The organism is Pseudomonas sp. AM14(2022), assembly GCF_036346455.1.
In the GTDB taxonomy this organism is placed as follows: domain Bacteria; phylum Pseudomonadota; class Gammaproteobacteria; order Pseudomonadales; family Pseudomonadaceae; genus Aquipseudomonas; species Aquipseudomonas putida_A.
In genome coordinates, this window is record NZ_JAOTNY010000008.1 from 88832 (window position 1) to 103583 (window position 14752).

Genomic DNA, 14752 nt, shown 5'->3' on the forward strand with positions numbered 1-14752 from the left:
GCCTAGTGGTCGAACACGCCGACCGTACGCCCACGCCCGCCATTGATCTGGCGCAACTGTGCCTGCAGGTGCAGGCTCCAGATCTGCGGATCGTCGGCCAGCTCGTAGCCGTGCATCGTCAGGCTTTCCACAATAGTGTCGAGAATCGACTCGGCGGCGACCGGCCCGTGAAACGGGCCCTGGGCCTTGATGGCGGAGGGTTGTTCGCCGGCCATGCCGGCAGCGAAGAGCAAGGTCCACATGCCGTTATCGCCGGCCAGCGGTTTGATGGCGCATTCGATGCGGGTCACAAGACCCAGGCATTGACGGGTGAGGCAGAGGTTGCGCGACATGGCGGCGACCCTCGGTAAAGCCTGTATTCAGCCTTCACGCGAAGGCTGTTTCGATCCAGTGATACTGTCGATGTCCTTGAGCAGAGAATAGAAGAAAAGTCCGTCGCGCAAGCCGGATAGAACCAGAAGGCGCCGAATGGTCATTGTGTGAATTCTGACGTCAGAGTAGTGGCACTTTTCCCGAAGATCAGCGCAAAAATCAATCTGGAAAAACAACTGTGGGAGGGGGCTTGCTCCCTCCCACAGTTTTTACCGCGTTTGCGGTCAGGCTGGTTTGGCTTCGGCTAGTGCCTCCTGCGCCAGTTCCTTTTCCGCCTCTTTCAGATCGTCTTCACTGATCATCTCGGCAATCACCCGCAGACGCTCGACCACGCGCGCGTTGACGCTGCCTTCAGGGAACTGACCGTCAGCATCCGGCTCACCGGCCGGCTCGCCGACCAGCAGGCTCAGCGCTTCGTCAGCCTGACGCACCGCGTACACGTGGAACTGCCCGGCGCGCACCGCCGCCAGCACCTTCTCGTCGAGCATCAGCGTGGCGACGTTGGCCTGCGGAATGATCGCGCCCTGCTCGCCGGTCAACCCACGTGCTTCGCAGAGACGGAAGAAGCCCTCGATTTTCTCGTTGACCCCGCCGACCGCCTGCACTTCACCGAACTGGTTGATCGAACCGGTGATCGCAAAGCACTGCTTGAGCGGCGTCTTCGACAGCGCCGAAATCAGCGTGCAGGCCTCGCCCAGCGACGCACTGTCGCCATCGACGTAACCGTAGGATTGCTCCAGCGCAATGCTCGCGGAAATCGCCAGCGGGAACTCCTGGGCGTAACGGCTGCCCAGATACCCGGTGAGGATCATCACGCCCTTGGAGTGGATCGGCTGACCCAGGTTGACCTCGCGCTCGATGTCGACGATACCGCTGCCGCCCGGGTACACCGTGGCGGAAATCCGCGCCGGCACACCGAACGCCGAATCACCCACTTCGAGCACGGTCAGCCCGTTGCACTTGCCGACCGCGGCGCCGTCGGTGTCAATCAGGATGATCCCGGCGAGCATGTCGTCGAGAATCCGCGCCGAGACCCGACCGGTGCGAGTGGCCTTGGCTTTCAGCGCACGCTCGATGTGCCCGGCATCGGTCATTTCATCGCCGGCCAGATGACGGATGAAGTCCGCCTCGCTGACCAGTTGGAACAGATCGCCGATCCGCGCCGACAAACGCCCCTGATGCTCGGCCAGCCGTGCACTGTAGGTCGCCAGACGCGCCACCGCATCGGCGGTCAGCGGCGCCATGCCTTCTTCCGAAGTGCGGGTTTTCAGCAACTGGGCAAATTGCTCCAGGCTTTCGTCGACCATCGGGATGTCTTCGTCGAAGTCGACCAGCACGCGGAACATCTCCTGGAAGTCCGGATCGAGGTCCTGCAACGTGTAATACAACTGCCGCGCGCCGATGATGATGACTTTGACCTGCAACGGAATGTGTTGCGGGTTGAGGGTCACCGTGGCGAAACGGCCCATCTCGCCCAGCGGCGATTCCATTTTCAGCTTGCGCGATTGCAGGGCGCGTTTCAGCGCGTCCCACACGAACGGCTCGCTGAGCATTTTTTCCGCTTCAAGGATCAGGAAGCCGCCGTTGGCGCGATGCAAAGCACCTGGGCGCAACTGCCGGTAAGTGGTGTAAAGCGCGCCCTGATCGGTGGTGTACTCGATGCGCCCGAACAGGTTTTCGTAAGTCGGGTGCGGCTCGAACACCACCGGCGCCCCGCCGCTGGCCGGATGCCCGACCACCAGGCTCGGCGCGTATTGCTCTTCCAGCAGCTTGCGCGCCACGGCGTCGGTCTTGCTGTCGTCGACCAGTTGCTCGACCACAGTTTTCAGCAAGTACACCTGCATCGCTTGCAGGTAACCGCAGACCGCAGCGTTCTCCGCGTACTTCTCGGACAACGGCGAGAGCAACGGCTGCAAGGCCAGGGTGATGGTTTCCTCGTTGAGCTGACGCAGTTGATTGTTCGACTCACGCTTCCACTGCGGCAGGCTGGCGAGTTCTTCGTTCAGACGCTCTTCGAGGCCGGAGATGTCTTCGTGAAACCGTTCGCGCTCGGCTTCCGGCAATTGGGCGAATTCCGCTTCATCCAGCGCCTTGCCTTCAAGCATCGGCGTGAAGGCGATATTGCTGCTGTCGCGGTACAGGGCGACGTCCTTCTCCAGCGCCAGCCGCTCGATGATATCGAGGGCCTTGTCGTAGCGCTGGTTGAAGGCGCGGTCGATGGCGCTTTTCTTCTGCTGGTAGGACGGGTGTTCGAACACGGCCGGAAAGGTTGCCAGCAGGTTATCGATCAGGCCGTTGATGTCACCGATGAACGAAGCCGCAGTGCCAGAAGGCAATTCCAGCGCGCGGGGCTCGCGCGGTTCATCGAAATTATTGACGTAGACCCAGTCCGCCGGGGTCTGCAGGCGCTTGCCTTCGGCCTTCAGGTAGCGTTTGACGAACGAGAAGCGGCCAGTGCCGGGCTCGCCCATGACAAAGACGTTGTAACCGGGGCGTGGCATCGCCACACCGAACTGCAAGGCTTCGACCGCACGTTCCTGGCCGAGCACACCGCGAAAGGGCTCCAGATCATTGGTGGTAGTGAAGCTGAACTGTTCAGCGGAAAACGGACGAGTCAGCGCTTCGGGCGCTATACGCAGGCTGGCAGCAACAGGATCAGGCATCGGGCTTCCTTAACAATCAGGCGGGGCGGATAGCGGCATTCTGGCGCTGCCCGTGCCCCACTGGCAAGGCGCGCCACACGACAAAGCATAGACAACCGGGTGACCCTGCCCCGCCCCCCGGCAAATCGGGGTTATCGCCAAATCTTTTGTAAAAACTCACGGAACCCCTGGAACGTGCCTAAACTCCAAACTGCGCGGCTGGAACGAATACTGGCCCACTGGCACCGTCAGGTGTCAGAACCCTGTCCATTGGTATGCACACAAAGAGAACAAAGCTATGAAACGGATTCTTCTCGGTACTCTCTTCACCGCTGTTTCCATCAACGCCATGGCGCAAGCCCCGGGTGGCCCGGATTGCGGTTGGGGCAACATGCTGTTCGAAGGTCAGCGTGGCACCCCGGCACACTTCCTGGCATCCACCACTAACGGCACCTCCGGTAACGCTACGTTCGGTATGACTTCCGGCACCAACGGTTGCTCGACCAACGCGTCGCTGACCTACGGCGGTAAATCCTGGTTCGCCATGAATGGCATGATGAACGAGCTGTCCGAAGACATGGCCAAGGGCAACGGCGAAGCGCTGACGACCTACGCCGTGGTACTGGGCGTGGCGCCGGAAGACCGTGCGCACTTCGCTGCTGTCACTCACGAGCATTTCCAGCAGATCTTCAGCAAAGCTGACGTGACCGCAGAAGACGTGCATACCAACACCCTGGCCGTGCTGAAGTCGGACCCACGTCTGGCCAAGTACGCAACTCAGGCTTAAGCTCGACCCCACCCGCTTCTTTCGGGAAGCGGGTTTTGTTTTGAGTGCAATCACTCGAATGTGACGCTGAACCTGTGGTGAGGGGATTTATCCCCGATCGGCTGCGGAGCAGTCGTGAAACCATTCAATTCGGTGTATCTGATACACCGAGTTTTGCAGGTATGAGGGCCGCTTCGCAGCCCATCGGGGATAAATCCCCTCGCCACAGGGGAGTGATCGCAGCCCGATCCGGGTTTTATTTTCTTTCGACTTAAGTTGCCACTTATGCTCAAACGCCTTGCCTGGCTGGCGCTCTGTGTCTGCGCCCCGCTGTCCGCCGCGCCTCACATCGACCCTCAACGTTTGCAGCAACTGGCCAACGACCGCTTCTGGATTTCCCTCGGTCATTACGAAACCGCCAAGCTTGGCGGCTGGCGCAGCTATGTCAGCGACAGAAAATTCTTTCTGGCGCCCGATGGCAACGAACACCCCGACCATGAGCTGGCCGCCACCGTGCAGGCGCTGTACGCCCCGGCCAGTCTCGGCGAACAGCATGCGCAGTGCGTCTACCCGGCGCGTACGCGCTGGCTGAAAGCGCAGCTCAACCTCAGCGAACTGCCCGCCCCCGATTGCGCCGAATTCAAGAAGTGGTTCAAGGACGTCTCGCCGCACAGCGCGGTGATGATCTTCCCGGCGGCCTACCTCAACAGCCCGTCGTCGATGTTCGGCCACACCCTGCTGCGCATCGACCAGGCTGACGTGCAAAGCGACAAGACTTCGCTGCTGAGTTACGCGATCAATTTCGGCGCCTACATCGAAGGCTCGGACAACAGCATTCTCTACGCCTGGAAGGGCTTGATGGGTGGCTATCCCGGGCTGTTCGCACTGGTGCCGTACCAGGAAAAACTCTCCGAGTACCGCAGCCTGGAAAACCGCGATCTGTGGGAATACCGGCTGAACCTGACGCAAGCAGAAACCGCGCGCATGGTCGAGCATGTGTGGGAGCTGAAGCAGATCCAGTTCGACTATTTCTTCTTCGACGAAAACTGCTCCTATCGCCTGCTCGAACTGCTGCAAGTGGCACGTCCGAGCCTGCGCCTGACCGAGCAATTCCCGCTGACCGCCATCCCTACCGATACGGTCAAAGCGGTGAAAGAAGCCGGGCTGGTGGAAAGCATCGAATATCGCCCGTCCCGCGAGCGTGAACTGCTCAGCCGCGCCGAGCCTTTGAACAAGGAAGAACAGCAATGGGTGCTGAAGGTCAGTGCCGATCAACAGGTGTTGCAGGAGCCGACTTTCAAGGCCCTGCCCCGGGATCGTCAGGCGCTGATCATCGATGCGGCATATCGTCTGGAGCGCTACCGCGCCAACGGCCAGGAACGTGATGTGCAACGCGCTCAGCGCAGCTTCGATCTGCTGCGGGCGATCAACAAGAACCCGGCGCCGGAGTTGCAGATTCCACAACCGGGCCTGCCCGAAGACGGCCACGAATCACGCACCTGGCAGGCCGGCATCGGCACCCGCGGTGATCGTGCGTTCGGTGAGTACGGTTTGCGCATGGCCTATCACGATCTCAACGACAACGCCGAAAGCTTCCCCCTCGGCGCGCAGATCGAAATTCTACAGATGAAGCTGCGCCAGTATGAAGGCAACCAGTGGCAGTTCCAGCAACTGGACCTGGCGACCATCCGCTCGCTGACCCCGCGCAATGAGCTGCTGCAGCCACTGTCGTGGCAAGTCACCGGTGGCCTTGAGCGAGTGCCGGGCAAGCATGATGACGAGACGCTGGTCAGCCACGTCAATGGTGGTGGTGGCGGTACCTGGGCGTTAGGTGATGACGTATTGGGTTTTGCCCTCGGCACCGTGCGCATCGAGCACAACAATGACTTCGCCGGATTCGTCACGCCGGCAACTGGCTTCAACACCGGCGTGCTGTGGAAAAACCCGTTGGGCAATCTCAGCGTCGAGGCCAAGGGCGACTACTTCACCAACGGCGAAGTACGCCGCAGCCTGAGCCTGAACCAGCAGTGGGAATTGTCGCGCAACCTCGGTTTGCGCCTGACGGCACAGCGTGAGTTCAGTCATGTGGCGACACCGGAAACCGAAGTGATGCTTGAGGTGAAGTGGTACCACTACTGATCTGAAGCCTAATCAATACCCCCTGTGGGAGCGGGCTTGCTCGCGAAGGCGTCGTGTCAGGCGATTCAAATCTCGACTGACCCACCGCTTTCGCGAGCAAGCCCGCCCCCACAGGGTTCTCCGGTATTCAACGAATTACTTACATGTCTTTCACCAACGCCCGACGAATCCGCTTCTAGACTTTCCCTATCAGCCGAGAATCGGCGCGGGAGAGTGCGATGTGGCGGTGTGCGGGATTGCTGGGTGTTTTGCTGTTGCTCGGGGGTTGCCAGACCACCCACGAAGACTTGATCGCCAAAGGTTATCCACCGGCCTTCGCCGACGGTTTTGACGATGGCTGCGTCAGTGGCCGGCAAGCCGCCGGCTCGATCAGTGGCGAGTTTCGCAAGAACGTGCCGCGCTATCTCAAGGACAAGCAATACGCCGAAGGCTGGACCGACGGCTTCCGCCAGTGTCAGGCAATGCTGGAAAACAAGGATCGCGAAGAGTATCGCAACGAGCACTGGGACGAACGCGAGCGCGCCTGGCAGCAGCAGAAAGATCAGGACGCCGGGCGGGCTTATCGCTCGCAATAGGTCGTTTCCAGACATCCAGTGAAACCAAATGCCGGCGACCATGGCCCAAACTCTTTGCAGAGGAGGACAGCATGAGCCGCGCTTTCGTCAACGAAGATAACGCCGCTGCGCAAGCCGATCAGCCCGTCGAACGGCAGGTCAGTGCGCAGCCCAATTACGTCACCCCCCAAGGATTGGTGCAGTTGCAGGCCAAAGTCGCCGAACTGCAAGCCCTGCACGCCGAGCAATCGGCCAAGGGCGAACAGGCCGACAAGCAGCGCCAGGCCGATCTCGAAAGAGATTTGCGCTACTTCAACCAACGCCTCGCCAGCGCACAGGTCGCGGCCCCGGCGATCTCGACCGATAAAGTGCAGATCGGCAGCTGGGTGACCTACGCCGACGAACACGACACCGAAAGTCGGGTGCAACTGGTCGGCGAAGATCAGGCCGACGCCAGCCAAGGCCTGATCAACTGGGCTTCGCCGCTGGGCCGGGCGCTGCTCGGCGCCCGGCTCAATGACGAAGTGCTGTGGCAGCGCCCCGCTGGCGATCAGCTGATTGAAGTGATTCGCATCGAACCGGCTTAAACCACACCCTGCGCGAGCATCGCATCCGCGACTTTGACGAAGCCGGCGATGTTCGCGCCTTTGACGTAGTTGATCCGTCCGTTCTCTTCGCCGTAATGCACGCAGGCGTGGTGGATCGACTGCATGATCGCGTGCAGCTTGCTGTCCACCTCACCCGCCGTCCACAGCAGGCGCATGGCGTTCTGCGACATCTCCAGACCGCTGACCGCGACCCCGCCGGCGTTCGACGCCTTGCCCGGGGCGAACAGAATGCCGGCCTCGACGAAGATATCCACAGCCGCAAGCGTGGTCGGCATGTTCGCGCCCTCGGCCACGCATACGCAGCCGTTGCGCAGCAGCGTACGTGCGGCGTCTGCATCGAGTTCGTTCTGCGTGGCACACGGCAGCGCGATGTCGCACGACAGCGACCAGGGCAACTGACCGGCGCGGAACTCCAGACCGAACGCCGTGGCCAGTTCGCTGATGCGTCCGCGTTTGACGTTTTTCAGCTCCAGCAGCGCCTGCCACTGTTCTTCGCTCAAGCCCGATTCGCAGTACAGCGTGCCTTCGGAGTCGGACAGCGAAATCACCTTGCCGCCCAGGTCCATGACCTTGCGCGCCGCGTACTGCGCGACGTTGCCGGAACCGGAGATCGCCACGCGCTTGCCTTCAACGGTCTGCTCGCGGCGCTTGAGCATTTCTTCGGCGAAGTACACGCAACCGAAACCGGTGGCTTCCGGGCGAATCAGGCTGCCGCCATAGGTCATGCCTTTACCGGTCAACACGCTGGTGAACTGGTTGCTCAGGCGTTTGTACTGGCCAAACAGGAAACCGATCTCCCGCGCACCGACACCGATGTCACCAGCCGGCACGTCAACGTCCGCGCCGATGTGGCGGTACAGCTCGCTCATGAACGCCTGGCAGAAACGCATGACTTCGGCGTCGCTCTTGCCCTTAGGATCGAAGTCCGAACCGCCCTTGCCGCCGCCCATGGGCAACGAGGTCAGGGAGTTCTTGAAGGTCTGTTCGAAGGCGAGAAACTTCAGCACGCCCATGTTCACCGAAGGATGGAAGCGCAAGCCGCCCTTGTACGGGCCGATTGCGCTGTTCATCTGAATGCGGAAACCGCGATTGACCTGGACCTTGCCCTGATCGTCGACCCACGACACGCGAAACACCACCGCACGCTCCGGCTCGCAGATGCGCTCCAGAATGCCTGAGGTCAGGTAACGCGGATTGGCTTCGAGAAACGGCCACAGACTGCGCAGGACTTCTTCGACGGCCTGGTGGAATTCGGGTTGATCCGGGTCGCGTTTTTTCAGGCGGGCGAGGAAGGATTCGACGGATTCGATCATGGGAAAAGTCTCGGCAAATTTATTGTCGTTGGAAGCGATTGAGCCGGACTGTAGCAAACGATTTGCGCACAGGAACAGCGCAAAATGTCGCAGTTATGAAATTAAATGGTGCACAGGATATAAATAAGAGGGCTTTTTGGACTGATATTGCACCTGAATGGGGAGTTCAAATTGAAGTGATGCACCAACAGTTACACCGCTATCGCTGGCAAGCCAGCTCCCACAGTTTTCGTGGCGCTCACACATTCCAGGTACAACAAAAATCCTGTGGGAGCTGGCTTGCCAGCGATGAATTCAACTCGGTATTGCGGAAAAAACCAGGCAAAAAAAACGGAGCCCGAAGGCTCCGCTTTTTCATGCAACCAACCCGAATCAGGCCAGTTTCTTGTGGCGTACCCGATGTGGCTGGGCCGCCGCTTCGCCAAGACGCTTTTTGCGGTCGGCTTCGTACTCGGTGTAGTTACCTTCGAAGAACACCGCTTGCGAGTCGTCTTCGTACGCCAGGATGTGGGTCGCGACGCGGTCCAGGAACCAGCGATCGTGAGAGATCACAATGGCGGCGCCCGGGAAGTCCAGCAGGGCTTCTTCCAGCGAACGCAGGGTTTCAACGTCGAGGTCGTTGGACGGTTCGTCGAGCAGCAGGACGTTGCCACCCTCCTTCAGGGTCAGCGCCAGGTGCAGACGACCGCGCTCACCACCGGACAGGTCCTTGACGAACTTCTGCTGGTCGCCGCCCTTGAAGTTGAAGCGACCGACGTAAGTGCGCGACGGAATCTCGTAGTTGCCGATGCGGATCTGATCGGAACCGTCGGAGATCTGCTGGAACACGGTCTTGCTGCCGTCGAGGTCTTCGCGGCTCTGGTCAACGCAGGCCAGTTGCACGGTTTCGCCGACTTCGATGGTGCCGGAATCCGGAGTTTCCTTGCCCATCAGCATGCGGAACAGGGTCGACTTACCGGCACCGTTACCACCGATCACGCCGACAATGGCGCCCTTCGGCATGGAGAACGACAGGTTGTCGATCAGCACGCGATCGCCGTAACCCTTGGTGACGTTCTTGAACTCGATGACCTTGTCGCCCAGACGCGGACCGGCCGGGATGTAGATCTCGTTGGTTTCTGAACGCTTCTGGAATTCCTGCGACTGCATTTCTTCGAAGCGTTGCAGACGAGCCTTGGATTTCGACTGGCGGGCCTTGGCGCCTTTGCGCACCCACTCCAGTTCTTCCTTCATGGCTTTTTCGTGAGCCGACTGCTGCTTGGATTCGGCCGCCAGACGATCGGACTTGGCTTCGAGCCAACCCGAGTAGTTGCCCTCGTAAGGAATGCCCGCGCCGCGGTCGAGTTCCAGAATCCAGCCAGCAACGTTATCCAGGAAGTAACGGTCGTGCGTGATCGCGACCACGGTGCCCGGGAAGTCGTGCAGGAAGTGCTCCAGCCACGCTACCGAATCAGCGTCCAGGTGGTTGGTCGGTTCGTCGAGCAGCAGCATGTCCGGAGCGGACAGCAGCAGACGGCACAGGGCCACACGACGTTTTTCACCACCGGACAGGTGTTCGACCTTGGCGTCCCACGCCGGCAGACGCAGGGCGTCGGCAGCGACTTCCAGTTGACGCTCCAGGTTGTGACCATCGCTGGCCTGCAGGATCGCTTCGAGCTTGGCCTGTTCGGCAGCCAGCTTGTCGAAGTCGGCATCCGGGTCAGCGTAAGCGGCGTAGACCTCGTCCAGACGCGCTTGCGCATCCTTGATCACGCTGACGGCTTCCTCGACCACTTCACGCACGGTCTTGGTCGGATCAAGTTGTGGCTCTTGCGGCAGATAACCGATGTTCAGGTCCGGCATCGGACGGGCTTCGCCCTCGAACTCGGTGTCGACGCCGGCCATGATTTTCAGCAACGTGGATTTACCCGAACCGTTGAGGCCGAGCACGCCGATCTTGGCGCCGGGGAAGAACGACAGAGAAATGTTTTTCAGGATTTCCCGCTTCGGCGGAACAACTTTGCCCAGCCGATGCATGGTGAAGACGTATTGAGCCATGGAGAACCTTGGGTCAGTGACAGATGAATGATTGGAGCGCAGGCGATGCCCGGCCAGACCGATGCGCGTCGTTCACTTGATGGTCATCAATGCCTGCGCGCTGAAAAAGTCTGAGTCTAGGAGCTGGAACGCTCCCGCGTAACCGGCAAAGCTACCTTAATGACGGAAGGCAGTCCAGCCGAGTGGGGCTGGCACTTCGCCACAACTCAAGGCATGCTAGCCGCCCTTCGGGCGTCCGGCTTATAGTGCACGTCGCGCCAGTCCAGCCAAACCGCAGGATTTCAGCTTGTCCAACGTTACCCCGCCAGCTTCTGTGAGCGCGTCCAATCCGGGGACCGGCTCGCCCCTGCGCGGAACACTGAAGGGTGCATTGGCGACGCTGGTACTTTTGCTGCTGGCCCTGCTGTTCTGGCAACTGCTCGATCAATTGCGCGAGACCCAGAAAAACCAGCGTCAGTACACCATCGACTACACCGCCGACCTCGCCTCGCAGGTCAGCCTGAACATGTCGCTGAATGCGCAAATCGCCCTCAACCTGCTACCGATCGTCGAACAGCCGCAGTCGTCCGACGAACAGCAGGCGCTGCTGCGCAAGCTCCAGCAATCGCTGCCGGACCTGCGCAGCCTGGCCCTGCTCAGCCCGTCCGGGAAAATCCTCAACGACAGCGCCAGCGACAGCCACGACGCCGATTACCTCGCTGAACTGGTGCGCCGCAGCCGCGCCCAGGCGCATTACTTCAGTAACGCCGACGACGGCTCGGTGGTGCATCTGTTGTTGCATCAGGCCAGCGGCAGCACGCGCGGCTACTGGGTATTGCGCCTGACCCCGACCTTCTTCGACTCGCTGACCAAGCAGGGCGAAACCGGCATCCGTCCGTTGTGGCTGGTGGAAAACCGTCTCAACCATCAGATCATCAGCCGCGACGAGGCACGGCCTTCGGCCAGGCCTGGCGTCTTGAGCCCGGACGACATGGCCAACACCGTGCTGACCGTGCCGTTGAGCAGCAGCGACTGGCAATTGCGCGGGCTGTTCGACCGCCAGCGCGTGCTCGAAGAACTGCTGCCGGCGTTCATCGGCAAATGCCTGCTGGGCCTGGCGTTCTCGATGTTGCCGGTGATCGCGCTGCTGAACATGCGTCGCCGCCAGCGCCAGTTACATGAAGGCCGCCGGCGCTATCAGGACATCTTCGAAGGCACCGGCGTCGCCCTGTGCGTACTCGACCTCTCGGGCCTCAAGCAGTTGTTCGACAAGGCGCAGATCCAAACCAGCGACCAGCTCAAGGCTTGGCTCGACCAACCGGTCCAGCGCCAGCAATTGCTGCAGGAACTGCGCGTCACCGAGGTCAATCAGGTGGCACTGCAACTGCTCAATGTCAATTCCTGCGAGCACGCCTGGCAATTGCTGATCGACGGCCATCCGCACAGCCAGTGCGCCATCGGCAACCAGGTGCTCGACGCGGTTCTGCAGCAGCAAAAACAGCTGGAGCTGGAAATCAGACTGCCGGACATCAACGGCCGCGATCAGCACCTGTGGATGGTCCTGCGCCTGCCCGAGGAACAGCACGACTATAAAGCGGTGATCCTCAGCATCAACGACATCACCAGCCGCAAGCTGATCGAACTGTCGCTGCTGGAGCGCGAAGGTTTCTGGTCGGACGTGGTGCGCACCGTGCCGGACCATCTGTATGTGCAGGACGTGATCAGCCAGCGGATGATTTTCAGCAACCACCACCTCGGCCAAACCCTCGGTTACAACCGCTCCGAGCTGCACCAGATGGGCGAGTACTTCTGGGAAATCCTCCTGCACCCGGAAGACGCCGACTATTACCACCGCTCGCGGCAGATGCAGCGGCACGCCGGTTACAGCCAGTTGTTGCAGTGCCAGTTGCGCTTCCGCCATCGCGACGGCAAGTGGCGGCGCTTCGACATTCGCGAGCAGGCGCTGGCCCGCGACAAGCATGATCAGGTCACGCGAATCATCGGCGTGGCCAAGGACATCACCGAGCAGATCGAGGCCAGCGAATCGCTGCGCGACAGCGAGCAGCGCTACCGCATGCTCGCCGAAAGCATCAGCGATGTGATTTTCTCCACCGACAGCAAGCTGTCGCTGAACTACGTCAGCCCGTCGGTGCAGGCGGTGCTGGGTTACGACGCCGAGTGGATCTTCCAGAATGGCTGGCAATCGACGATCGCCAACCCGCAGCAGCTATCCGGCATCTACACCTTGATGGATCGGGTCAGCAAAGCGCTCGACAAACCTGAGCAACTCGCGCAACTGCGAAGCCAGGTACAGACGCAGATGTTCCTGTTCGACTGCCTGCGCGCCGACGGTCGGAAGATTCCAATCGAGCTGCGGCTGGTGCTGGTGTGGGACGAACACGGCGCGTTCGAAGGCGTGCTCGGCGTCGGTCGCGACATCAGCCAGCAGCGCCGCGCCGAGAAAGACTTGCGCATGGCCGCCACGGTATTCGAGCACTCGACCTCGGCGATTCTGATCACCGACCCCGCCGGTTACATCGTGCAGGCCAACGAAGCCTTCAGCCGGGTCAGCGGTTACGCGGTGTCGGAGGTGCTCGATCAGTTGCCGAACATGCTCACCGTCGACGAGCAACAGGACGCGCACCTGCGCTACGTGCTCAAGCAATTGCACCAGCACAGTACCTGGGAAGGCGAAGTCTGGCTCAAGCGCCGTAACGGCGAGCATTACCCGGCGTGGGTCGGCATCACGGCGGTACTCGACGATGAAGGCGATCTGGCCAGTTACGTGTGCTTCTTCAGCGACATCAGCGAGCGCAAGGCCAGCGAACAACGCATCCATCGTCTCGCTTACTACGACGCCCTGACCCACCTGCCGAACCGCACGCTGTTCCAGGATCGTCTGCACACCGCGCTGCAATCGGCCGAACGGCAGAAGTCGTGGGTGGTGCTGATGTTCCTCGACCTCGACCGCTTCAAGCCGATCAACGACTCCCTCGGCCACGCGGCTGGCGACCGCATGTTGAAAGACATGGCCACGCGGTTGCTGGCCTGCGTCGACGATGACGACACCGTGGCGCGCATGGGCGGTGACGAGTTCACCTTGCTCCTGCAGCACCGCTCCAGCCGCGAAATGGCGCTGAACCGGGCGATTCATGTGGCCGAGCAGATTCTCGCCAGCCTGGTGCGTCCGTTCGTGCTGGAAGGTCGCGAATTCTTCGTCACCGCCAGTATCGGCATCGCCCTGAGCCCGCAGGACGGCAACGAGCTCAGCCAGTTGATGAAGAACGCCGACACCGCGATGTACCACGCCAAGGAGCGCGGCAAGAACAACTTCCAGTTCTATCAGGCCGACATGAACGCCAGTGCGCTGGAACGTCTGGAGCTGGAAAGCGACCTGCGTCATGCGCTGGAGCAGAACGAATTTGTCCTGTACTACCAGCCGCAATTCAGCGGCGACGGCAAACGCCTGACTGGCGCCGAGGCACTGCTACGCTGGCGTCATCCGCGTCGTGGACTGGTGCCGCCGGGGGATTTCATTCCGGTGCTGGAAGAGCTCGGTCTGGTAGTGGACGTTGGCGACTGGGTGATCAGCGAAGCCTGCCGCCAGCTCAAGACCTGGCACCAGAACCGCGTGCGCGTGCCGAAGGTCTCGGTGAACATTTCGGCGCGGCAGTTCTCCGATGGCCAGCTCGGTACGCGCATCGCCACGATCCTGCGCGAAACAGGGTTACCACCGGCGTGTCTGGAGCTGGAGCTGACCGAAAGTATCCTGATGCGCGAAGTCAGCGAAGCAATGCAGATTCTGGCCGGGCTGAAAAACCTGGGCCTGAGCATTGCGGTCGACGACTTCGGCACCGGTTATTCGTCGCTGAACTACCTCAAGCAATTCCCGATCGACGTGCTGAAGATCGACCGTACCTTCGTCGACGGCCTGCCGTCCGGCGAGCAGGACGCGCAGATCGCTCGGGCGATCATCGCCATGGCCCACAGCCTCAATCTGGCGGTGATCGCCGAAGGCGTGGAAACCCATGAGCAACTGGACTTCCTGCGCGAGCACGGTTGCGATGAGGTTCAGGGCTATCTGTTCGGACGGCCGATGCCGGCGAGCCGGTTTGAAGCGCAGTTCAGCAATGATGCGCTGTTCATGTTCGACTGATTTTTTGCGGCACCACCAATGACGCCTTCGCGAGCAAGCCCGCTCCCACATTGGAATGCACATCCCTGTGGGAGCGGGCTTGCTCGCGAAAGGGCCGGTACAGACGCCGGAAAAATCTGCGGTGCAGCCATCCCCAGCAGGCTGGCTGCCACAGGGACTTGCCGTAGATCAGTATTCTCCGGTTGA

The 14752-nt window shown here is 60.9% G+C and carries 9 protein-coding genes; 5 read left to right on the forward strand and 4 right to left on the reverse strand.

The window, feature by feature from the left end; all coding sequences use genetic code 11:
* Positions 1-2: 2 nt before the first annotated feature.
* Complete coding sequence (locus V3W27_RS17180) at positions 3-332, reverse strand: PA4575 family protein (RefSeq protein ID WP_007963794.1); 330 nt, start codon at positions 330-332, stop codon at positions 3-5.
* 264 nt (positions 333-596) lie between these two features.
* Positions 597-3035 (reverse strand): Lon protease family protein, encoded by a 2439-nt coding sequence (locus V3W27_RS17185; protein WP_027612829.1) that lies wholly within the window; start codon positions 3033-3035, stop codon positions 597-599.
* A gap of 277 nt (positions 3036-3312) precedes the next feature.
* Here V3W27_RS17185 and V3W27_RS17190 point away from each other — a divergent pair, with 277 nt between their 5' ends.
* The 4 genes from V3W27_RS17190 to V3W27_RS17205 all read left to right on the forward strand — a co-directional run bounded on the left by V3W27_RS17190 (position 3313) and on the right by V3W27_RS17205 (position 7060).
* On the forward strand, positions 3313-3801 hold the full coding sequence (locus V3W27_RS17190) for a DUF3015 domain-containing protein (protein WP_007909797.1): 489 nt from the start codon (positions 3313-3315) through the stop codon (positions 3799-3801).
* A gap of 264 nt (positions 3802-4065) precedes the next feature.
* Positions 4066-5919: an Lnb N-terminal periplasmic domain-containing protein gene (locus V3W27_RS17195; RefSeq protein WP_330207128.1), complete on the forward strand. Its 1854-nt coding sequence runs from the start codon at positions 4066-4068 to the stop codon at positions 5917-5919.
* A 218-nt stretch (positions 5920-6137) separates the two neighbouring features.
* Complete coding sequence (locus V3W27_RS17200) at positions 6138-6494, forward strand: hypothetical protein (protein ID WP_007963787.1); 357 nt, start codon at positions 6138-6140, stop codon at positions 6492-6494.
* Positions 6495-6565: 71 nt separating this feature from the next.
* On the forward strand, positions 6566-7060 hold the full coding sequence (locus tag V3W27_RS17205; protein WP_096795243.1) for a GreA/GreB family elongation factor: 495 nt from the start codon (positions 6566-6568) through the stop codon (positions 7058-7060).
* Here V3W27_RS17205 and gdhA read toward each other — a convergent pair.
* Together gdhA and ettA are read right to left on the reverse strand one after the other, a co-directional pair.
* Positions 7057-8394, reverse strand: coding sequence for an NADP-specific glutamate dehydrogenase (gdhA, locus tag V3W27_RS17210; RefSeq protein ID WP_330207129.1), 1338 nt, complete (start codon positions 8392-8394; stop codon positions 7057-7059). The two genes, V3W27_RS17205 and gdhA, sit on opposite strands and share 4 nt — an antisense overlap.
* A 372-nt stretch (positions 8395-8766) precedes the next feature.
* On the reverse strand, positions 8767-10431 hold the full coding sequence (ettA, locus tag V3W27_RS17215) for an energy-dependent translational throttle protein EttA (RefSeq protein ID WP_003228391.1): 1665 nt from the start codon (positions 10429-10431) through the stop codon (positions 8767-8769).
* Positions 10432-10717: 286 nt separating this feature from the next.
* Between ettA and morA the strand changes: the two genes are divergently transcribed.
* Positions 10718-14566 carry a cyclic di-GMP receptor MorA gene (morA, locus tag V3W27_RS17220; protein WP_330207130.1) on the forward strand — a complete coding sequence of 1283 codons (3849 nt, stop codon included), beginning with the start codon at positions 10718-10720 and terminating at the stop codon, positions 14564-14566.
* The last annotated feature ends 186 nt before the right edge of the window (positions 14567-14752 follow it).

Excerpts from the sequence above, each read along its gene's own strand:
- gdhA (WP_330207129.1), bottom strand. The coding sequence starts at position 8,394 with ATGATCGAATCCGTCGAATCCTTCCTCGCCCGCCTGAAAAAACGCGAC.
- V3W27_RS17195 (WP_330207128.1), top strand. The coding sequence starts at position 4,066 with ATGCTCAAACGCCTTGCCTGGCTGGCGCTCTGTGTCTGCGCCCCGCTG.
- V3W27_RS17190 (WP_007909797.1), top strand. The coding sequence starts at position 3,313 with ATGAAACGGATTCTTCTCGGTACTCTCTTCACCGCTGTTTCCATCAAC.
- V3W27_RS17205 (WP_096795243.1), top strand. The coding sequence starts at position 6,566 with ATGAGCCGCGCTTTCGTCAACGAAGATAACGCCGCTGCGCAAGCCGAT.
- ettA (WP_003228391.1), bottom strand. The coding sequence starts at position 10,431 with ATGGCTCAATACGTCTTCACCATGCATCGGCTGGGCAAAGTTGTTCCG.
- V3W27_RS17200 (WP_007963787.1), top strand. The coding sequence starts at position 6,138 with ATGTGGCGGTGTGCGGGATTGCTGGGTGTTTTGCTGTTGCTCGGGGGT.
- V3W27_RS17180 (WP_007963794.1), bottom strand. The coding sequence starts at position 332 with ATGTCGCGCAACCTCTGCCTCACCCGTCAATGCCTGGGTCTTGTGACC.
- V3W27_RS17185 (WP_027612829.1), bottom strand. The coding sequence starts at position 3,035 with ATGCCTGATCCTGTTGCTGCCAGCCTGCGTATAGCGCCCGAAGCGCTG.